This is a genomic window from Nocardia terrae, assembly GCF_009760405.1.
Taxonomy (GTDB): Bacteria; Actinomycetota; Actinomycetes; order Mycobacteriales; family Mycobacteriaceae; genus Nocardia; species Nocardia terrae.
In genome coordinates, this window is record NZ_WRPP01000002.1 from 455,052 (window position 1) to 473,914 (window position 18,863).

The 18,863-nt window shown below is 69.3% G+C and carries 21 protein-coding genes; 11 read left to right on the forward strand and 10 right to left on the reverse strand.

Translation table 11 applies throughout. The features are described 5' to 3' along the window. The first annotated feature begins 21 nt into the window (after window positions 1–21). The 3 genes from GPX89_RS11930 to GPX89_RS11940 are packed head-to-tail and all read left to right on the forward strand — an operon-like array spanning window position 22 to window position 2,257. Window positions 22–510, forward strand: a complete 489-nt coding sequence (locus GPX89_RS11930; RefSeq protein WP_157387543.1) for a hypothetical protein — start codon at window positions 22–24, stop codon at window positions 508–510. A gap of 5 nt (window positions 511–515) precedes the next feature. After that, complete coding sequence (locus tag GPX89_RS11935; RefSeq protein WP_157387544.1) at window positions 516–1,634, forward strand: sensor histidine kinase; 1,119 nt, start codon at window positions 516–518, stop codon at window positions 1,632–1,634. Further along, window positions 1,601–2,257 carry a response regulator transcription factor gene (locus GPX89_RS11940; RefSeq protein WP_328601747.1) on the forward strand — a complete coding sequence of 219 codons (657 nt, stop codon included), beginning with the start codon at window positions 1,601–1,603 and terminating at the stop codon, window positions 2,255–2,257. The genes GPX89_RS11935 and GPX89_RS11940 overlap by 34 nt, the downstream gene beginning before the upstream one ends. A gap of 132 nt (window positions 2,258–2,389) precedes the next feature. On the opposite strand, the gene GPX89_RS11945 is transcribed toward GPX89_RS11940, so the two are convergent. Further along, the gene (locus GPX89_RS11945; protein ID WP_157387545.1) at window positions 2,390–3,214 is read right to left on the reverse strand and encodes a TIGR02452 family protein; all 825 of its coding nucleotides are present in this window, start codon (window positions 3,212–3,214) and stop codon (window positions 2,390–2,392) included. A 119-nt stretch (window positions 3,215–3,333) separates the two neighbouring features. On the opposite strand from GPX89_RS11945, the gene GPX89_RS11950 reads away from it, so the two are divergent. Together GPX89_RS11950 and GPX89_RS11955 are read left to right on the forward strand one after the other, a co-directional pair. Continuing rightward, entirely contained in the window at window positions 3,334–3,696 is a 363-nt protein-coding gene (locus GPX89_RS11950; protein ID WP_157387546.1) for an ACT domain-containing protein, read from the forward strand. A 153-nt stretch (window positions 3,697–3,849) separates the two neighbouring features. Continuing rightward, complete coding sequence (locus GPX89_RS11955; protein ID WP_328601748.1) at window positions 3,850–4,224, forward strand: BlaI/MecI/CopY family transcriptional regulator; 375 nt, start codon at window positions 3,850–3,852, stop codon at window positions 4,222–4,224. On the opposite strand, the gene GPX89_RS11960 is transcribed toward GPX89_RS11955, so the two are convergent. Together GPX89_RS11960 and GPX89_RS11965 are read right to left on the reverse strand one after the other, a co-directional pair. Continuing rightward, a complete protein-coding gene (locus GPX89_RS11960) occupies window positions 4,221–5,162 on the reverse strand; it encodes a M56 family metallopeptidase (RefSeq protein ID WP_157387547.1) in 942 nt (313 codons plus the stop codon). The two genes, GPX89_RS11955 and GPX89_RS11960, sit on opposite strands and share 4 nt — an antisense overlap. A gap of 332 nt (window positions 5,163–5,494) precedes the next feature. Further along, window positions 5,495–7,861: a thiamine pyrophosphate-dependent enzyme gene (locus GPX89_RS11965; protein ID WP_235947084.1), complete on the reverse strand. Its 2,367-nt coding sequence runs from the start codon at window positions 7,859–7,861 to the stop codon at window positions 5,495–5,497. Window positions 7,862–8,049: 188 nt separating this feature from the next. Between GPX89_RS11965 and GPX89_RS11970 the strand changes: the two genes are divergently transcribed. Beyond that, complete coding sequence (locus tag GPX89_RS11970; RefSeq protein WP_157387548.1) at window positions 8,050–8,538, forward strand: DinB family protein; 489 nt, start codon at window positions 8,050–8,052, stop codon at window positions 8,536–8,538. Between the two features lie 37 nt (window positions 8,539–8,575). Here the strand turns inward: GPX89_RS11970 and GPX89_RS11975 are convergent, their stop codons facing one another. Both GPX89_RS11975 and GPX89_RS11980 read right to left on the reverse strand, forming a co-directional pair. Continuing rightward, window positions 8,576–9,352: an META domain-containing protein gene (locus GPX89_RS11975; RefSeq protein ID WP_157387549.1), complete on the reverse strand. Its 777-nt coding sequence runs from the start codon at window positions 9,350–9,352 to the stop codon at window positions 8,576–8,578. 19 nt (window positions 9,353–9,371) lie between these two features. After that, entirely contained in the window at window positions 9,372–10,775 is a 1,404-nt protein-coding gene (locus GPX89_RS11980; RefSeq protein WP_157387550.1) for a lipase family protein, read from the reverse strand. A gap of 168 nt (window positions 10,776–10,943) precedes the next feature. On the opposite strand from GPX89_RS11980, the gene GPX89_RS11985 reads away from it, so the two are divergent. From GPX89_RS11985 to secG, 4 genes are all read left to right on the forward strand, one after another. Next, on the forward strand, window positions 10,944–11,579 hold the full coding sequence (locus GPX89_RS11985; protein WP_328601749.1) for a TetR/AcrR family transcriptional regulator: 636 nt from the start codon (window positions 10,944–10,946) through the stop codon (window positions 11,577–11,579). 54 nt (window positions 11,580–11,633) lie between these two features. After that, window positions 11,634–12,101, forward strand: coding sequence for a VOC family protein (locus GPX89_RS11990; RefSeq protein ID WP_157387551.1), 468 nt, complete (start codon window positions 11,634–11,636; stop codon window positions 12,099–12,101). 19 nt (window positions 12,102–12,120) lie between these two features. After that, window positions 12,121–12,876 (forward strand): MerR family transcriptional regulator, encoded by a 756-nt coding sequence (locus GPX89_RS11995; protein WP_198347368.1) that lies wholly within the window; start codon window positions 12,121–12,123, stop codon window positions 12,874–12,876. 146 nt (window positions 12,877–13,022) lie between these two features. Continuing rightward, a complete protein-coding gene (gene secG, locus GPX89_RS12000) occupies window positions 13,023–13,256 on the forward strand; it encodes a preprotein translocase subunit SecG (RefSeq protein ID WP_040858416.1) in 234 nt (77 codons plus the stop codon). 386 nt (window positions 13,257–13,642) lie between these two features. On the opposite strand, the gene GPX89_RS12005 is transcribed toward secG, so the two are convergent. After that, window positions 13,643–13,984, reverse strand: coding sequence for a hypothetical protein (locus GPX89_RS12005; RefSeq protein ID WP_157387553.1), 342 nt, complete (start codon window positions 13,982–13,984; stop codon window positions 13,643–13,645). Then, the gene (locus tag GPX89_RS12010) at window positions 13,977–14,264 is read right to left on the reverse strand and encodes a hypothetical protein (protein ID WP_157387554.1); all 288 of its coding nucleotides are present in this window, start codon (window positions 14,262–14,264) and stop codon (window positions 13,977–13,979) included. The genes GPX89_RS12005 and GPX89_RS12010 overlap by 8 nt, the downstream gene beginning before the upstream one ends. Window positions 14,265–14,410: 146 nt before the next feature. On the opposite strand from GPX89_RS12010, the gene GPX89_RS12015 reads away from it, so the two are divergent. Then, a complete protein-coding gene (locus GPX89_RS12015) occupies window positions 14,411–15,076 on the forward strand; it encodes a DUF1361 domain-containing protein (protein ID WP_157387555.1) in 666 nt (221 codons plus the stop codon). 19 nt (window positions 15,077–15,095) lie between these two features. On the opposite strand, the gene fadD8 is transcribed toward GPX89_RS12015, so the two are convergent. Genes fadD8 through GPX89_RS12030 form a run of 3 tightly spaced genes read right to left on the reverse strand, consistent with a single transcriptional unit; the run spans window position 15,096 to window position 18,847 of the window. Further along, entirely contained in the window at window positions 15,096–16,718 is a 1,623-nt protein-coding gene (gene fadD8 / locus GPX89_RS12020; protein ID WP_407939380.1) for a fatty-acid--CoA ligase FadD8, read from the reverse strand. Window positions 16,719–16,761: 43 nt separating this feature from the next. Next, complete coding sequence (locus tag GPX89_RS12025) at window positions 16,762–17,955, reverse strand: thiolase C-terminal domain-containing protein (protein ID WP_157387557.1); 1,194 nt, start codon at window positions 17,953–17,955, stop codon at window positions 16,762–16,764. 43 nt (window positions 17,956–17,998) lie between these two features. Next, window positions 17,999–18,847 (reverse strand): SDR family NAD(P)-dependent oxidoreductase, encoded by an 849-nt coding sequence (locus tag GPX89_RS12030; RefSeq protein ID WP_328601750.1) that lies wholly within the window; start codon window positions 18,845–18,847, stop codon window positions 17,999–18,001. Window positions 18,848–18,863: the final 16 nt, after the last annotated feature.

An 18,863-nucleotide genomic window follows, 5' to 3' on the forward strand; every position in this document is an offset into this window, starting at 1 on the left:
CGCACACGCGACCGTAGAAGCATGAACTTGCAGAATGCGGTGGTCGAGGGTCTGGTCGCGGTGCTGGTCATCGGCTGGATCATGTTCCGGCAGACGCAGTGGCAGGCGCTGGACCTCACCCGGCTGTGGCGAGGGCCGATCATTCTCGGGGTGGTCGGGGGCCTGCAGATGAAATCCGTGCTCGCGGGCGGTGGCATCGGGGTGCTCGCGGTCGCGCTGCTCGCGCTGTCGGGGGTGCTGGCGGTGGGGGTCGGGCTGGTGATGGGCCTGCTGTCGCAGGTTCGCTCGACCGCGCAGGGGCTGGAGGCGCGGACCGGGTGGGCGGGGACGCTGCTGTGGTTCGTGCTGCTGGCGGTGCGCATCGGCGTGGATGTGGTGGCTCGGGCGTCCGGGGCCGCGGTGGTCACTTCGGTCGGCGCGATCCTGGTCGTGGTGGCGTTGAACCGGGCGGGTCGGGCGCTGGTGCTGGCCCGTCGTGCCGAGCGGGCGCTGGTGGGTGCGGCACACTGAGACCGATGTCGATTCTGGATCCCTCGTCGAGCCTGTCCAGGCTGCTGCGCCTGGTCGGGCTCGTCGCCGTGGTGTCCACCTCGTGGAACGCGGGGCTGCCGCACCGCCCGTGGGTGCTGGCCCTGGCGGCGCTGTCATGGCTGGGCTGGCTCGGCTGGTCGGTGGCACCGGAGCGGTCGGCGCTCGAGCGAATCAGCCTGTGCGCCATGGCCGTCGGCGGGGGACTCACCGTCGCCCAGGCGGGTGGGTCCGCGATCACCGCGCTGGCCACCATTTTCGTCACGATCAGCCTGGTGACCGAACCGGCGTGGTTCGGGCCGCTGCTGGCGGCGGTCACGGCCGCGCTCATGTGCGTGTCGGTGCTGCTGGACGGTGGCCGGTTCCGTCCGCTGATCGGCCTGCTGGTCGGTGCGGTGGTGATCGGACTGGCGGCCTGGAGCCGACGGCAGGCGCGCATGGTGTCCGAACGCAATCGGCTACTGGTGGAACAGAATCGGATCATTCGCGCCGAACGCGACCGCGCCGCGGCCCTGACCGAGCGTGGCCGCATCGCCCGCGACATCCACGACGTGCTGGCCCACACCCTGGGCGGACTGGTGCTCCAACTCGATGCCGCGGACGCCCTGCTGGAGGCGGGGGAGGTGGATCAGGCCGCCGCGCGCGTGAAGGCGTCGCACGCGCTGGCGGTGTCCGGGCTGGCCGACGCCCGCCGGGTGGTGGGAGCCCTGCGGTCCGAGCGCTTCGACACCGCCGCCGAACTGCGCCGCGTCGTCGACGAACATCGCAGCGCCGGCGGGGAATTGGCCGAACGCCTGGACATCGCGGTGAACCCGGCCGACGAGCAGGCGGCGGTGGCGCTCACCCGCGCGGTGCAGGAGGCGTTCACCAATGCCCGCAAACACGCTCCGGGACAGCCGGTTACGCTGACGGTCCGCGACAGCGACGGCCGGATCGAGTCCGTCATCTCGAATCCGCTCGCCGCGCATCGCATATCGCTCGGGGTCACCGGGTCCGGCGCCGGACTGCTCGGCATGCGCGAACGCATCGAAGCGGCGGGCGGCACCCTGGCCGCCGGGAAGGAGGACGGACGGTGGACGGTGCGAATCCTGCTGCCGCGGACGTGATCACGGTGGTCGTGGCCGACGACCAGACCACGGTCCGCGACGGGCTCACCACGGTGCTGTCGCTGCTGCCCGATATGCGGGTGGTGGGGGAGGCCCGCGACGGCGCGGAGGCGGTCGAGCTCGTCGGTCGCCTGGCACCGCGGGTCGTGCTGATGGATCTGCGCATGCCCGGCATCGACGGCGTGGCCGCCACCGCCTCGATCACCGCCCGCCACCCCGGGACCGCCGTCCTGGTGCTCACCACCTACGCCGACGACGCGTCCATCGCGGGCGCGTTGCGGGCCGGTGCGCGTGGTTATCTCACCAAGGACGCCGGGCGCGCCGAGATCGCGGCGGCCATCCGTTCGGTCGCCAGCGGGCACACCACCCTGGCCGCCGACGTGGGCCGCCGCCTGCTCTCCGCACTCGATGCCCCGCCCGAATCGCCGGTCGACCTCACCGACCGGGAGCGCGACGTGCTGCGGCTGATGGCCCAGGGGCGCAACAACTCCGAGATCGCCAAGGATCTGTTCATCGGGGTCAGCACGGTGAAGACGCACATCAATTCGCTGTTCGCCAAGCTCGGAGTGCGGGACCGCGGGCAGGCGATCGTCTACGCGCACCGCACCGGCCTGGCGCGCTGAGAGCACGGGCGCGCATCGATCCCGCTGGCGACACAGGTATCCAAGTCTGTAGATATTGCGATCTGAGCATGGAAACCGCTCGGTCGCCCGCTGCCGCGAATCCCGGCCCGAGGTCCCGTCGGCAGAAAAGCGCTAGGAGGAGGCCGCGACGCCGAAGCGCGCTCGGAAGGCGCTGCGATTGGCCGACACCGGGGAACGGTCCCAGATCGCGAAGACCACCCGGTCGAAGGCCGCGCCGCGGTTGCGCAGGGCCAGCTCGAAGGCTTCGGCGACCTCGGCCGGATCATTGCGGAACACTCCGCAGCCCCACGCGCCCAGCACGAGTTCGCGCACGCCGTGATGGGCGGCGACAGCCAGCACCCGGTCGGCGCGTTCGATCAGGACGTCGCGGACCGGGACGTCCCGCTGGGAACGGTCCGTCAGCGCACCGGCATTCGGGGCGGGGGAGGTCAGGAACGAGGCGGGGAAGGGGCGCGTGCTGAACGTCCCGTCGTCCTCGCGCACGACCGGCACATCGGGGGAGTAGATGACGCGATGGCTGTAGCGCAGGTCATCCGAGGCACGGTGGGCCGCATAGTAATCGGGGGCCTCGAGCAGGCAGGTGTACAGCAGGGCGCTGCGGCACAGGTCCTCTTCCTGTGCGCGGGCGCCGCGCAGGTAGCCGCCGCCGGGATTGCGCGCGGAGGCGAAATTCAGCACGGCGATGGCCGTTCCGCCGTCCGCGTGCAGTCGGCGGGCGGCTTGCACGCTGCCTTCACCGGTGACCTCGAGGACTCCGGTGAACGGTCCGCGCGCCGCGCCGTCAACCGTGTCCTTGGGGGTGTAGGAGACGGTCCCGGCGCGCGCGGCGGCCAGTGCGGCACTGATGTCGACGGCCGTCCCGTCCGCGGCGAGGTAGTGGCCGACCTCGGCGATGTGCTCGTTCTCCCGGGCGATTTGCTTTGGGCTGGTGCTCATTTCACAGACCATACGGATCGGTGCGGTCGACGGCACCCTATTTTTAGTAGCTACGACTATTTCCCGTTCGCGGTGTCCACACCGCTGCCGCTGTCACCCCCTCCGCCTACGATGTCGCCATGACCGGCTCCCAGCGCTTGCGGATCGTCCCGTCGCAGTTCGCGGTTGACCATCTGCCGAACTCCACCTTCCCCGAGGACGACGAATGGATCGCCCTGGTGCGCGCGCCGGAGGGCCTGACCGTCGTCCGGGAGGCGCCCGCCTGGGCCGAGGGTGAGACCTGGAAGGGCTTCTACGGCGTCGACGCGGGCGGCCTGAACACCCCGGGAACCCTTGCCGCGCTGGTCGGCCCGCTCGCCGAGTCGGCGATCCCGGTCTTCGTCGCCTCGACCTTCCACGCCGATCTGGTGCTGGTCCCCGCGCACCGACTGGAGGAGGCGTCGGCGGTGCTGAAGGATGCGGGCCATCGGCTGGCGGACTAGTCGCACGGGTCGTTGTGCCTGGTAAATCCCCATCGCAGTGTGTGATCGAGTCGGCTTGCGCCGACTGCCGCACGGGTGCAGGATAATACTGTCTACGTACGTAGAGCGTATGTTGAGGCGCGGCCCGAGTCGTGATGCTAGGAGGCGGCAGACGTGAGTGCGCGAGGCTTCGGCGATCTGGAAGCGGTCGTCATCGAACGCATCTGGGATCGTTCCGACAAGACGACGGTCCGCGAGCTGTTCGACGAACTGGCCGCCGAGCGTGACATCGCCTACACCACGGTCATGTCCACCATGGACAACCTGCATCGCAAGGGCTGGCTGGAACGCGAACGCGTCGGCAAGGCCTACCGCTACTGGCCGACCCTGAGCCGCGAGGAATACAGCGCGCGCCTCATGCGCGAGGCCCTGGGCAGCGGCGGCCGCTCGGATCTGGTGCTGGCGCATTTCGTCGAGCAGATGAGCGCCGAGGAATCCGAGGGCCTGCGCGCGGCTCTGCGCAAACTCACCCGCCCCAAGTCGCGCTAGGTCGCGCAGACCTCGATTCCGATCACGGCCGCGATGACGGCGGCGACCGGGATGGCGACGGCGGTGAGGGCGACCGCGCCGGCGGCGATGCGGGTGGGCAGGCGCGGCGGATCGGCCGGGGCGGACAGTCGCCGCACGCGCGGGAGCAGTGCGGCTTCGGCGGTCGCGGGCGGTGTCGGCAGCGCGGACAGGGTGAGCAGTGCCTGTAGGACGGTGGCGCGCCCGTGGATTCGGGCCGCGGCATCGTCGGCCAGCATCTCCAGCAGCCGTGCGACCTCGGAGGCGCCGACGGTGAACAGGTCGATGCGGGGGAGTACGGTCGCCAGGCCGCGGGTGAGGGTCAGCAGCAGGTGGTGGCGGCCGTCGAGGTGGGCGCGCTCGTGGGACAGGACCGCGTCGAGGTGGTGGTCCTCGAGGGCGGTCAGGACGCCGCGGCTGACGACGATCGTATGGGGTTTGCCCGCAACGCAATACGCGGCCGGGTGGTCGACATCGAGGACCACGGCGTCGAGTTCGGGGTGGTGGCGACCGGCCATGCGGGCCAGGCGGGCGTGTTCGAGGGTGTGGCGGCGGGCGCGCAGCAGGGTGCGGCCCAGGCGGATCGCGACGAGAGCGGCCGCGACGGAGGCCAATCCGGACAGTGCCAGCAGCCCGGTCTGCAGCGGACCGCCGTAGTCGCCGACGGCCGCGTCGTGCAGGTGCAGCAGGCAGCCGTCCATGAATCGGACCGGGAACAGGGAAATCCGGTGTGTCGCAAGGTCGATGATGAGAATCGCCAGCGTCACCGTCCATGCGAGCACGGTGGTGGCCATGGCGGCGAGCCAGGCGGCCACGGCCAGGCGCGGCGTGATGCCCTCGATGCTGAATCGGCGCAGCAGCCGGGGCGCGAGTACCGCGACGGCGAAACCGTAGAGCATCAGGCAGACGGCGACGCTCATGGCCGCATCCGCGCCGTCGCTGCTCGCATTCGAGCTCCTCCCTTGGCTTGGTCCTCGAGTCTAGAGGGCAAAACTGAGGGCAGGCTTACCACGTTGCTGCGTGTAGCGGTTCTACCAGCGTCGATGGCCGGTGCCGAGCGGTCGGACTGTGATGAAGATGTGAATTCGCGGGCACGCTTGCGCTGGGCTCCAAGATCGGGTATTACGTATCTACGTAGTTGATACGTAGATAAGCCGGGTGTCGTCCCCTCAACGACACCGGGACGCCGACCGGACCGGCGTCGAGGGTGGGTGAGGCCGGGCTCCGCGAGCAAACCCGGCCCCACCCGCCGTCACCGGGGCGCGGGCGCGGCCAGCAGGGCACGCGCCGCCGATTCGATCGCCGCCTCGTCCAGCAATACCGTCGAAGCCGCCGGGCCGAGCGGCACGAAACTGTCGGCACTGGTGACCCGGGCCAGCCGCCCGTCGAATCCGGCGTCGAGCAGTGCGGTGCACACGGCCTCGGAAACGCCTCCGCTGCGGCGGGTTTCGTCGGCGATCAGCACCCGCCCGGTGGCGCGGGCATTGTCGAGCAGATCCTCCAGCGGCAGCGGGGACAGCCAGCGCAGGTCCAGCACCCGGGCGTGGATGCCGTCCGCGGCCAGGCGTCGCGCCACCCGCAGGCTCATCGGCACGCCGTTGGCGAAGCTCACGATGGTCAGGTGCGCGCCGGTGCCGTGCACCCGGGCCCGGCCGATATCGGCATGGCGCACACCGGAAATCGGGGCCAGCCAGGCGCCGTCGCCGGCGCGGTACAGATCGCGCGTGTGATAAAGCGCGATCGGCTCGAGGAACACGCACACCCGCCCGTCCACCCGGGCCGCCGAGACGCAGGTGCGCAGCATGGCGGCCGCGTCGTCGGCCCGGGCGGGCGCGGCGATCACCAGGCCCGGGATATCCCGCAGCGCGGCAATGGAATTGTCATTGTGGAAGTGCCCGCCGAAGCCCTTCTGATAGGCCAGGCCCGCGATGCGCACCACCACGGGATTGCGGTAGCGGCCCCCGGAGAAGAACGACAGCGTCGCGGCCTCCCCGCGCAGCTGATCCTCGGCATTGTGCACGTAGGCCAGATATTGGATCTCCGGGATCGGCACGAACCCGGCCAGCGCGGCTCCGAGCGCGGTACCGAGCACGCTCTGCTCGTCGAGCAGAGTGTCGAAAACCCGTCGCACGCCGAAACTCTGCTGCAAGCCCTTGGTGACGCCGTAGACGCCGCCCTTGCGGCCCACGTCCTCACCGAAGACCAGCACGTCCGGATCGCGGGTGAGCAGCTGCGCGAGGGTCTGGTTCACGGCCTGGGCCAGGGTGAGTTGCTCGCCCGATCCGGCCGTCTCGCCGGAGTCCGAATCCGAGTGAACGGGAACGGTATTCGCGGAGCGCTTCGATCCGTTCGAGCCATTGCGGTCGCCCTCGGGGGTCGAACGCAGTGCGTCGGTGCGCACGACGGTGGGCCGGGCGGGCGCGAGCGGTGCGATCACCGCGGCGGCCGACGCCAGTTTCGGTTCGTTCCAGGCGCTTTCGGCGGCCTTGGCGACCTGCTCGGCGATCTCGTCGTAGCGTGCGTTGACCTCGGCGGGCGTGCGCACCCCGGTGGCGATGAGCAGCCGGGCGGTGGCGGTGACCGGGTCCCGGCGCAGATCGGCGGCGATCTCGGCGGGACGGCGGTAGGCCGATTCCACATCCGAACCGGCGTGGCCCAGCAGCCGGACCGTGCGCAGGCGCAGGAAGGCCGGTTTGCGGTGTGCGCGCACGTATTCCGCGGCGGCGCTCGCGGTGGCCAGCGCCGCGGACAGGTCCGCGCCGTCGGCGTCGAACCAGGCCAGCCCGGGCCGGGAGCCGTAAGCCTGCTCGATCCAGGTGCGCGGGGTGGGCACGCTGATGCCCAGACCGTTGTCCTCGCACACGAACAGGATCGGTATCGGCACGTTCTGGTGGGCGGTGTGCACGGCGGTATTGATGGCCCCGGCCGCGGTCGAATGATTGGCGGAGGCGTCGCCGAAGCTGCACACCACCACCGAGTCGGCAGGCCACTCGCTGCGCAGTCGCAGGTGCGCGGCCCGCTCGATGGCGAAGGCGAGCCCGACCGCGCGCGGCAGGTGTGAGGCGATGGTGGAGGTCTGCGGAATGACATGGGCGGGCTTGCTGCCGAAAACCTTGTGCCGCCCACCGGAAATCGGGTCCGCGGCCGCCGCCGCGACACCCAGCATGACATCGCGGATGGGATCCAGCCCGGGCACCTGCCGGGCGCGGTGCACGAAGAACGCCCCGGATCGGTAATGCAGCAGCGCCGGATCGGTCACCCGCAACGCCGCCGCGACCACGACATTGCCCTCGTGCCCCGAGGATCCGATGCTGTAGAACCCGTGTCCCTCCCGCGTCAGCCGTCGGGCCGCCAGATCCAGATGCCGCGAGGCGGCCTGCGCATCGAACAACTCGGCACAGCGCTGCCCCGTCAGCCCGGTGGCGTCGATCGCTTCCTGTAGCGGCCGAGGGGAACCCGGCGTCGTCGCGGCCACCTCCGCGCGAAACCACTGATCCAGCTCAGCTTCCCGGTCGTTGATGACGCCTCCCCATATGTCCCATATGTCGCGTACGCCGGACTCAGCGTAGAGCCGGAACCGCCCCGCGCACCGCAACATCCGATCCGTCGGCCAGTCCATCCAGCTTCGCCCGAATCGCCCGCCGCCAACACATTTTCCGCGAACTCAACCAATCGGTCGGAAATGCTCCGGGCGTTCGCGTCCGCGCTGAGGGTCGCGCCGACCGCCGAGACTCCGGTGGCGGGCCGGTGGCGGTGTCCCGATACTGGATCGGACAGATTCAACCCAACCGAAGGATCCAGTCGGCAATGACCTGGTCGAGACCGCAGATCACGATCGGTGACGAGCGGCGAATGCTCGAGAACATGCTCGATCGCAACCGCTCCGAATTGGTCAACACGCTGCGCGGCATGTCCGAAGACGACGCCCGCCGCCGCCTCGTCGCCTCGATGACCACCCCGATCGGGCTGCTGAAGCATGCCGCGGTCGCCCAGCGGATCTGGTTCCAGCAGGTCCTGGCGGGCCTGCCCGAGAGCGAATGCGACGGCGGCACCACACCGGGCGATGCCAGTTTCCTCGTCGCCGACGACGAGACCGTCGCCGACGTCATCGCCGAATTCGACCGCGGCAGCGACCGTGCCCGCGCGATCGCCGCCGAGTTCGACCTCGACGACATCCGGACCCATCCCCGCCTCGGCGAGGTGAGCCTGCGATTCATCTACCTGTTCCTGATCGAGGATTTCGCCCGCCACGCCGGCCACGGCGACATCCTGCGCGAGCAGATCGAACATCCCTGACCGCGGATCCAACCGAGCGGCAACGATTTTCGAGCAGTTACTCCGTGCGGAGTTTCAAGCCGGTGTTGTTGCCGGTGTTGCGGATGGTCAGTTCGTTGGAATCGATGGTGGCCTTGGTTTTTCCGTCGAGGGCCTGCAGGACCTGTCGTTCGACGTCCATGACCTGGGGGTCGCACATCATGCGGGTGGTGGCGATGGTGAAGGTGACGGTGTCGCCGTCGATCTGGGCGGTGCCGGTCATGGTGTTGCAGCCGGCGGTGCCGGAGACCTTGCCGTCGGGGGAGATGGTGAGGGCGGGGCGGACCTCGTCGAGGGTGGTCGAGCGGACCTCGGCGTCGGGGCGCAGCAGGGTGGTGACGATCCAGGGGGTGCCGGTGAGGGGCTTGTCGGGGTGAACGGCCTTGCGGTCGCGCAGGGTGACGGTGGAGCCGTTGCCCTTCAGGGTGAGAGTGTCGCCGACCAGGGTCCAGGTCGGCTGGGAGCGCAGCAGGCCGTCCTGCCAGCCGTCGGCGCCCGCGGTCTCGCCGGGGCAGGCCATCAGGGTGGCGGCCATCTCGCCGACCTGCAGCGTATTGCCCTGCAGGTCAACGGGTCCGGTGGCGGTGTTGCAGCCGGAGGTGGCGCTGATCCGGCCGTCGGCGAAGGTGAGGGTCAGTGGTCCGCCACCGGGGATCGCGGTGCCCGACACCGCGGTGGAGACGTAGGTGTGACCCATGAGCGCGGCGGCCGGGGTGCCGGACTCGCCGCCGCTGGAGGAGCATCCGGCGGCGACGGCGGCTAGCGCGAGCAGAACCCACACGCGAGTTGCTGGCATAGGCCCGATCGTACGGTGATTAGACGGGCATCCCGAGCGCCGACGCGAGGGTCTGGCCGATCGCGTTCACGAAGGCGCCGACCGCGCCGGGATCGAGAATGCCGGAGTAGACGTCGCGGTTGTGGCAGCCGCTGGGCGCGGGAATCCCGTTGAGCCGGTCATTGAGCCACAGCGCGGCGCTGGCCGTGTTCGAGACCGCCGCGATGCCGTGCTCGCTGAACAGGTCCCGGGTGTACTGCACGCGGGCGGCGGGATCCTGGCAGTAGATGTCGTAGGTGTTGTTCACCGCGTTGAGCGGCATCACCTCGTCGAAGGTGCCCTCGTAGATGTAGAGCGGCGCGGTCGGAGTGCCGCGGTGGCCGAGACTGATCTCGTCCAGCATCGGCTGCAGCTCCGGGGCCTGCATGGGGTCGCCGGGATAGTCGAACAACCCCTTGAGGTTCGCGAACGGGAAGGCCGCGAACTGCAGTGCCACGCACTGGTTCTCGTGGACCATCCGAACCGCCTTGCCCAGCGGGTTCATGTGCGCGTCGATGAACCGATCCAGCTGCGGATACTCCCGCGCCACCCCGAACAGCCCGCCCAGCACCGCGCCCGCGAAGCTCGAGGTGGCGTTGTTGTAGTCGATGGCGGTGCGGATGTCGGCCATCAGCCCGCCGGTCGCCGACCCGACCAGATTGATCTCCGGTGCGTAGCTGGGCTGTAGCTCGGCGGCGTGCGCGGTGGGGATCGCCCCGCCCGAATAGCCCCACAGGGTGACGCGGGTATCGGTGCCGGGCAGCCCCGCCGGATCGAAGTTCTCGGCCGCGCGGATCCCGTCGAGGGTGATGCGCCCGCCCAGCGGCCCCACCGCATACGCCGCGTTCGGGCCCTCGTGGTCGGGGATCACCACCGCGTGCCCGAGCTGCAGCATGGCCTGCACCTCGACGAACTCGGCCTCGATCACCGGGTTGAGCGGATTGGGCAGTGAACCCATCTGCAAGGTGTAGGAGGGCGCGCAGTTGACCGACAGCGAATCCTCGGCCATCTGGAACGACACCAGCCCGCGTTGCCCGCTCGGCGCGGGCCGGTGCGGAACCACCACGGTGGTCACCGCCGCGATCGGCTCGCCGCGAGTGTTGGTGCTGCGGAAAGACAGTTGCCAGGCCTGCGCGTTCAACGGCAGCAGCCACACATTGGCCAGATTGACCTGCCGGGCCGCGAGGATCTCCCCGGGCTGGGCCGCGGCCACCCGCGCCGGATCCGGTTGGTAGAAGCCGGGATCCAGATACGGGGGCGCGGGCGGTGTCGGGAAGGGCAGTGCCGGTTGCACCGGCACCGGGTCGGCTCCGGCCGTACCGGTCAGTGCCGGGCACACCGCCACGGTCAGCCCCGCCGCCACCGCGACACACGTCCGGGTGATCGCCCTGGTCCCCGCTGTCATATCGAACTCCTCCGTGCCGCTGCGGCGGCCGCGGGCCTCTTCCGAAGATAGAGAGCACATGTTTTCTAAGTTGCGTCTCAGACAATAAAGTGGGTGCGCGGAATGTGTCAACGGTCACGTCGGGCCGGATGTTTGCTGCGCGCCCGGTAACGGGCAGGATGGTCGGTCGTGAACGAAGTTTCCCGGCCGCGGCGCACACAACAGGAGCGCCGGGCGGCCACCGTGGCCAAACTGGTCGACGCGACCATCGCGGCCATCGGCGAAGTCGGCTACCAGCGCACCACCGTGCAGGAGATCTGCGGGCGGGCCGGGCTGTCGGCCGGGGCCATGTTCCGCCAGTTCGACACCCGCCTGGACCTGATCGTGCGCACCGCCGAGGAGGTGTTCGACCGCCAGCTCGTCGGCTACGCGGTTACCATGGAACAGCTTGGCGCGCAGGACAATCCCCTTGATGTTGCCCTGCGTTTCCTGCGCCGGGCCCAGCACTCCAATCTCACCCACGCGCTGCGCGAGATCTACCTGGCCGCCCGCTCCGACACCGAGCTACGCGAGCGCATCGCCCCGATCGCCGAGAACTACTACCGCCAGATCGTGGCCACCCTCGAGCGCACCGGCTTGCTCTCGGAGTTCCCTGAGCAGGTACGCGAACCGATGTTCTTCATGCTGCTGCACGTCTTCTCGGGCGAGGCCGTGGTGCGCGGGGTGTATCAGCGCCCCGATCTGGACGACTCGGTGCTGCGCCTGGTCGAGGACATGCTGGCTGTTTACTCCGCCCGCACCGCGACGCCCGCGCCGGAGGATTGACCACCCCGCCGCAGCGTTGACTTTGCCGTTACGTCAACTCTTAGCGTCATCGCCATGAGCGACACCACCCCGGCCATCGACCGGACCATCTACCCCATGCCCATGTTCGCCAACTTCCTGGTGCGCGATATCGCCGCCGCGACCGCCTTCTACGAGTCCGTCGGATTCGTCGCGCTGGCAACCATTGCCGGCCCCGACGGCACGCCCGCCGTCGTCCACCTGCGCCGGATGAAATACCAGGACCTGCTGCTGGTTCCGGGCGAAACCGCCACCGGCAGCACCACGGTCAGCTTCTCCGCCGGTGGCGAGGACCTGGCAGCACTCGCGAAAGCACTGCGCGAGAACGCCTTCCCGAACGCGGCGATCACCGGTCCGGCGGACACCCCCTGGTTCACGAGCGATGTCACCATCGACGATCCCGACGGCAACCGCATCATCCTCACCGCACCCCGCGAAGCCGAACTCGACCAGGCCAAGGAATGGGCGAAAACCTTCGAGGGAGACTGGGTGGGCAAGAACTGAGCGAATTCGGGAGGGTCGGGTGGAGTGGACGATTCAGCAGTTGGCCGACAGTGCCGGCGTCACCAGCCGCACGCTGCGCCACTATGACGAGATCGGGCTGCTCCCGCCCGCCCGGGTCGGGCACAACGGCTACCGCTTCTATGACGCCGAGTCCGTTGCCCGGCTGCAACGCATCCTGCTGTTGCGCGAACTGGGCCTGAGCCTGCCCGTCATCGCCGAGGTCCTCGACCGTGAGCGCGACGAACACAAGGCCCTGCACACCCATCTGCAACTCCTCGAGGCCGAACGCGCTCGCCTCGACGACCGCATCCGCGCCCTGCGCCACACCCTCGATGTCCCCGCCGCCTCCGACGGATCCTTGCAGATGATGCTCGAGGGCTTCAACGACCCCTACCGCGACGAGGTCATCGCGCGCTGGGGCGAACGTTCCTACACCGCGGCCAACGACTGGTGGCACGGGAAAACCCTGGCCCAGCAACGCGAATGGAAACGCGACCTCGACGACCTGATCGCGGCCTGGACCGACGCCTGGAAGGACGGTGTCACTCCCGAGTCCGGCCGCGGCCAGGCGCTGGCCGCCCGCCACGTCGACTGGCTGCGCGCCATCCCCGGCACCCCACTGTTCGACGGTGACCGTGAACGCTCCATCGCCATGATCACCGGCCTGGCCCGCATGTACGCCGAGGACGAGAACTACGCCTCCGCCTACGGCAGTCCCGATGCCGCCGCCTTCGTGCGCGATTCGCTCGAGGAGTACGTCCGCCGCGCCTTGTGACGCTCCGTCGAGCCGGGCGGTACACGTGGTTGCTGCCGTGGTGGCCGTGCCGGGCGCCTCGGCGCTGTCGGCCCGGCCAACTCGCCCCACGTCGTCGATCGGGCCTGATTCGGGTACTTCGGTACCAACCGCATACACTGTCGGCCATGCGGATGTTCCTGGATATCCTCCTCGTTATCACCAGCGTGCTGCTGGTGCTGCTGGTGCTGCTGCACCGCGCCAAGGGCGGAGGTCTGTCCAGCCTCTTCGGTGGTGGCGTGCAGTCGAGCCTGTCGGGCTCGACCGTCGTGGAGAAGAACCTCGATCGGATCACGATCTTCCTCGGCCTGATCTGGTTGATCTCGATTCTCGGCATCGGCCTCGAGATCAAGTTCTCTTAAACGCTCACACGTTCAACAGAAGTCGCCCGGGCACCAGTAGGTGCCCGGGCGATTCGTCGTGATGAGGCCGGGTAGTCCGGGCACCGAGCAGGTACGTGGCGATTCGTGGTGACGGGGCCACGTGGTCGGGCACTGGGCAGGTACGTGGCGATTCGTGGTGACGGGGCCACGTGGTCGGGCACTGGGCAGGTACGTGGCGATTCGTGGTGACGGGGCCACGTGGTCGGGCACCGGGCAGGTACGTGGCGATTCGTGGTGACGGGGCCACGTGGTCGGGCACCGGGCAAGTATGTGGCGAATCGTCGTGATGAGGCCATATGGTCGAGCGCCGGGTGAGCGCGTGGCGATTCGTCGTGATCGAGGCGCGGGTAGGCGGTTGGTCGTACTCAGGCCGGGTTGCGGTGTAGCGGTGAGAGATTGGCGAGGGCGGCGGTCAGGGCGCGGCGGGCGTCGGCGCGGCTGATGGGGGTGTCGTCGTCGAGGGCGGCCAGCTCGATGGTGAGGAAGTCGCGGATCAGGTCGGACATGCTCATGCCGCGGTGGTCGGCCTCGGCGCGGATGCGCTGGTCCATGGCGTAGGGCAGCCGGACCGTGCGCAGCACCGTGACCGGGGTGTCGGGGCCGGGCAACTCGGGCTCGGGGGCGTCCTCGTCGAAGGTCAGGTCGGCGAGGAATTCCCGGGCTTCGTCGGCGGTGTGCGGGTAGCCCCGGTCGGGATAGTCATTCATGATCGGCCTCCCATTGTTCGAACTGGGCGAGGAGCCGGCCGGTCACCGGCGTGACGCCGAGGACCTGCTGATCCCACTGCGACAGCGGACGCACCACCACCGCCAGCGGCCGCCCGCCGCCGGTGCGACCGATGATCATGAGGGCGGGCAGCCCGCCCGACCCGCGCACCGGTCGCGGCCAGCGTCGGCCGGGACCGGTCAGGACTCGCATGATGTCCTCGGGCGCGATGCCGAGTCGTGCCGCGACGTCCAGGGCCCACTCGGGAATCTCATATCCCACGGCCGCATAATACGATCGTAAAACAGCTGGTTGCCACCTGTCGACCAGCATCGGTGCGAATCGCGTGGATCGGGTGGATTGTGGCGATCCTGTGAAGGTCGGGCAACACGCGGCACAGACCGCCCGGTCCTGGGCATCATGAACGGATGGACCCGGTGAAGACGGTCGCGCCGAGCCTCGCGGGGGTGCTGGACCGAAACCTGCTGTGGATGGTCTGGAACAGCGTATTGGCGTGGATACCCGTGGCTCTGGCGCTGCTGCTGTTCCGCGGCGAGCGCGACGAGGAACGGCGACTACCCGTGTCGCCGGTGTGGTGGGGCGGGGTGGCGCTGCTGATGCTGTTCCTGCCCAACGCGCCCTATGTGCTGACCGATCTGGTGCACCTGCGCGATGACATCCGCGCCGCGGGCAACGGCCCGGTGGTCACCACGATCCTGCCGGTCTACGGCGTGTTCATCATCTCCGGATTCGTGGCCTACTACCTGGTGCTGGCCGAGCTGGACCGGTTCCTGACCGCGTGGGGCTTGGGCGCCTGGCGCTTTCCGGCGCGGCTCACGGTCCACCTGCTGTGCGCGATCGGCGTTTTCCTGGGCCGCTGGGTGCGCTTGAACAGCTGGGAGCCGGTGGTGCAGCCCGCCGGCACCCTCGATCGGATGCTGCTGGCCCTGAGCTGGAGCTGGGCGCCGGTGGTGATCACCGCCATGTTCGTGGCAACGGCGGTGGGGCACTTCGTGACCCGGGCGGTCATCGAGTCGGGGGTGGAGGCTGCGCGCAAGGGCGCTCGGCTGCTGCGAACCCGAAAGTTGGCCTAGCCGAGCGCCCCTCGGGACATCAGGCGATGCCGAGGCGTTCCGCGGCGAGCACGCGGATGGCCTTCTTGTCCGGCTTGCCGAGCCCGGTCAGCGGCAGTTCCTCGATCACCACGACGTGCTTGGGCACCTGCACCGAACCCTTGCGCTGCTTGACCGCGGCCTGGATCTCGGCGGTGACCACCTCGATCGCGGCCGCGTCGGCGGCGGTGTCGGGGTCGAGCACCAGCACCGCGGTGACGGCCTCGCCCCAATGCGCGTCGGGCACACCGACGACCGCGACGGTGAGCACCTTCGGGTGCTCGGAGACCACGTCTTCCACCTCGCGGGGGAACACGTTGAATCCACCGGTGACGACCATGTCCTTGGAGCGGCCGACGATGAACAGGAAGCCGTCCTCGTCCCGGCGGGCCAGGTCGCCGGTGCGCAGCCAGCCGTTCTTGAAGGTGTCGGCGGTGACCTCGGGCAGGTTCAGGTACCCGGCCGCCAAAAGCGGTCCGGACACGCAGATCTCGCCGACCTCACCCTGGGCGACCTCGTTGTCCTCGGCGTCGCGCAGCGTGACCCGCACCGCGGTCGAGGGACGCCCGCACGAGGTGAGCCGCTCCTTGTCGTGCTCGTCCTTGGCCAGGTAGCTGATCGCCATCGGCGCCTCGGACTGCCCGAAGTACTGCGCGAAGATCGGCCCGAAGCGATCGATGGCCTCCTGCAGCCGATTCGGGTCGATGGCGGCCGCGCCGTAGTACACCGTCTCGAGCGAGGACAGGTCCCGGGTCTTGGAATCCGGGTGATCCAGCAGCGCGTACAGCATCGACGGCACCAGCATGGTCGCCGAGATCTTGTGTTCCTCGATGGCGCGCAGCACTTCTCCGGCGTCGAAGCGCGGCAGCACCACGCACTGCCCGCCCAGCAGCACGGTCGGCAGGAAGAAGGCCGCGCCCGCGTGCGAGAGGGGAGTGCAGATCAGGAATTTGGGGTGGCGGGGCCATTCCCATTCCGAGAGCTGGATCTGGGTCATGGTGTTCATGGTCAGCGCGGTGCCGACCACACCCTTGGGCTTGCCGGTGGTGCCGCCGGTGTAGCTGATGGAGATGACATCCGAGGGCAGCAGCTCGACGGCCTTCACATCACGCGGCTCGTACTTGTCCGCGGCGGCGAGGATGTCGACGCCGACATCGGCCAGCGACTCGGGCACCGGGCCCAGCACCAGCACCTTGTTCAGCCCCGGCACCATGTCGACCAGGTCGCGGGCGCGCTGCACGAACGCGGGCACCGGGTCCAGGATGAGCGTCGAAATGCCCGCGTCGGCAAGCACATACGCGTGATCGTCGAGCCCGCCGATGGGGTGCAGGGCGGTGCGCCGCGATCCCACGATCTGGCCCGCGCCGATGGTGAACAGCACCTCGGGGCGGTTGAGCGCGAGCACACCGACCGGGGTGCCGGTGGTGACGCCGTGCTCGGCGAAGGCGTCGATGTAGCGGCTCATGCCGTCGAGAACCTCACCGCCGGTGAGGATGTGGTCGCCGAGGGTCAGCACCGGACGGTTCTTGTGCCGCTCGAGGCCCGCCACCAGGGCGTGCCCGTTGTGCACGGGCAGCCGCAGCATGGTCTCGGCATCGAATGTGGTCATGGATTCCTCCTCCATCGGAAGAGGGGGTTCGGGGGCCGAGCCCCCGAACCCCCTGGTGTCACAGGGTATTGGCCGCGTACAGGGTGACGACGACCGCGCCGCCGAGGCCGAGGTTGTGCGCCAGCGCGGTGCGCGCGCCCGCCACCTGGCGTTCGCCCGCGAGTCCGCGCAGCTGCCAGCTCAATTCGGTGCACTGGGCCAGGCCGGTCGCGCCGAGCGGGTGGCCCTTGGAGATCAGGCCGCCCGACGGGTTGACCACCCAGGTGCCGCCGTAGGTCGTCGCGCCCGACTCCACCAGCGCACCGGATTCGCCCTCGCCGCACAGGCCCAGCGCCTCGTAGGTGATGAGCTCGTTGATGGAGAAGCAGTCGTGCAGCTCGATCACGTCGACGTCGGCGACGCCGATTCCGGCGCGGGAGAACACCTTTCCGGCCGCCGCGCGGGTCATGGGCGCACCCACCACGTCGATCATGGAACCGGTGGAGAAGGCGTTGCCGTCGTCGGTGGCCAGCTCCTGGGCCAGGATCTCGATGGCCTGCCCCTCGAGTCCGTGGGCCTTGACGAACTCCTCGCTCACCACGACCGCGGCGGCCGCGCCGTCGGACATGGGCGAGCACTGCGAACGGGTCAGCGGGCCGTGCACCGGCTTGTCGCCGAGCACCTGCTCGAGGGTGTAGGCGTCCTGGAACTGAGCGAGGGGGTTCCGGGTGGAGTGCTGGTGGTTCTTGACCGCGACCGCCGCCAGCTGTTCGGCGGTGGTGCCGTAGCGCTTCATGTGCTCGATGGCGGCGTTGCCGAAGAACTGGGTGGTGATCGGGGCCGCGGAGAACTCGAAGTGCTCCTTGTTCACCTTCAGGTGGTGGTCGACGGTGGTGACCTTGGGCTTGGTGGCCGGACCGGCCATGGCCTCCTTGGTCATCTGCTCGAAGCCGACCGCCAGCGCGACATCGGTGATGCCCGCCGCGACCCATTCGCGGGCGAACATGAGCGCGGTCGAACCGGTCGCGCAGTTGTTGTTCACGTTCACGATCGGGATGCCGGTCAGGCCGATGTCGTAGAGCGCGCGCTGCCCGGCGGCCGAGGGCTGGAAGACGTAGCCGACCGCGGCCCGCTGCACCTGGTCGTAGGTGACGCCCGCGTCCTTCAGCGCGCCGTTGACGGCCTCGGCGACCATCTCCGGGTAGGTCCACTCGCGGGAACCGATCTTGACGAACGGCGTCATGTTCACGCCGACGACGAAAACGCGTCGCATAGGGTTGTCCACTCCTGTTCTTCGGGAACGTAATTCGTGTTGTCTAGTCGGCGCGCGGGACGCGGCCGTCGAGGTCGGTGAAGCCGTACGCCTCGGCGAGGTCGGCGACCTTCCAGGCTTTTCCGGTGCGCGCCAGGCGATCCGGGTCGGCGGCCAGCGCGACCACGGCGCGCCCGGCGAAGTGCGGGGTCTCGGCCAGGTCCAGATCGAAGGTGCCCTCGCCGGGCAGGGTGACCAGGCGGCGGCCCTGCGCGTCGGCCGGAACCAGTTGCAGCAGTTCGGTGTTCACGATGCCCGGCCAGATCGATATCGCGGTCGCGCCGGTACCCTCGAGGTCGTGAGCGAAGTCGGCGGTGAGCCGGTCCACGGCGGCCTTGCCGACACCGTAGACGGCATTGTGCATCTGGCGGGTCGCGCCGGGGGAGGACACGCTCACGATCAGGCCCTGCGACTCGATCAGCAGGGGAGCGGCGAAAACGCTTGCCACATAGTGGGATCGGACTCCGATGTCGAAGCCTTCGTCCCAGGCTTTGGGTGGCACGTCCCAGAATTTGCGCCCGATCCAGCGGGCCGAGGCGGGGGAGTTGTAGACGTTGTTCACCAGCACGTCCAGGCGGCCCTGTTCGTCGCGGACCTGAGCGAACAGCTTCTCCACCGCCGCGTCGTCGCGATGGTCGACCACCACCGGCACCCCGACACCGCCGAGTTCGGTGATCTCGGCGGCCGTGGCGGCCACGGTGCCCGGCAGGTGCCCGGGCGTGACGGTGCGCCCGGTGACGTACACGGTCGCTCCGGCCGCGCCCAGCTCCAGGGCGATGCCCTTGCCGATGCCGCGGCTGGCTCCGGTCACCACCGCGACCTTTCCGGCCAGAATCTTGGGTATTTCGCTCACGACCTCTGGACATTAC

Excerpts from the sequence above, each read along its gene's own strand:
- GPX89_RS11930 (WP_157387543.1), top strand. The coding sequence starts at position 22 with ATGAACTTGCAGAATGCGGTGGTCGAGGGTCTGGTCGCGGTGCTGGTC.
- GPX89_RS11935 (WP_157387544.1), top strand. The coding sequence starts at position 516 with ATGTCGATTCTGGATCCCTCGTCGAGCCTGTCCAGGCTGCTGCGCCTG.
- GPX89_RS11945 (WP_157387545.1), bottom strand. The coding sequence starts at position 3,214 with ATGAGCACCAGCCCAAAGCAAATCGCCCGGGAGAACGAGCACATCGCC.
- GPX89_RS11950 (WP_157387546.1), top strand. The coding sequence starts at position 3,334 with ATGACCGGCTCCCAGCGCTTGCGGATCGTCCCGTCGCAGTTCGCGGTT.
- GPX89_RS11960 (WP_157387547.1), bottom strand. The coding sequence starts at position 5,162 with ATGAGCGTCGCCGTCTGCCTGATGCTCTACGGTTTCGCCGTCGCGGTA.
- GPX89_RS11965 (WP_235947084.1), bottom strand. The coding sequence starts at position 7,861 with ATGGACTGGCCGACGGATCGGATGTTGCGGTGCGCGGGGCGGTTCCGG.
- GPX89_RS11970 (WP_157387548.1), top strand. The coding sequence starts at position 8,050 with ATGACCTGGTCGAGACCGCAGATCACGATCGGTGACGAGCGGCGAATG.
- GPX89_RS11975 (WP_157387549.1), bottom strand. The coding sequence starts at position 9,352 with ATGCCAGCAACTCGCGTGTGGGTTCTGCTCGCGCTAGCCGCCGTCGCC.
- GPX89_RS11980 (WP_157387550.1), bottom strand. The coding sequence starts at position 10,775 with ATGACAGCGGGGACCAGGGCGATCACCCGGACGTGTGTCGCGGTGGCG.
- GPX89_RS11990 (WP_157387551.1), top strand. The coding sequence starts at position 11,634 with ATGAGCGACACCACCCCGGCCATCGACCGGACCATCTACCCCATGCCC.
- secG (WP_040858416.1), top strand. The coding sequence starts at position 13,023 with ATGCGGATGTTCCTGGATATCCTCCTCGTTATCACCAGCGTGCTGCTG.
- GPX89_RS12005 (WP_157387553.1), bottom strand. The coding sequence starts at position 13,984 with ATGAATGACTATCCCGACCGGGGCTACCCGCACACCGCCGACGAAGCC.
- GPX89_RS12015 (WP_157387555.1), top strand. The coding sequence starts at position 14,411 with ATGGACCCGGTGAAGACGGTCGCGCCGAGCCTCGCGGGGGTGCTGGAC.
- fadD8 (WP_407939380.1), bottom strand. The coding sequence starts at position 16,718 with ATGGAGGAGGAATCCATGACCACATTCGATGCCGAGACCATGCTGCGG.
- GPX89_RS12025 (WP_157387557.1), bottom strand. The coding sequence starts at position 17,955 with ATGCGACGCGTTTTCGTCGTCGGCGTGAACATGACGCCGTTCGTCAAG.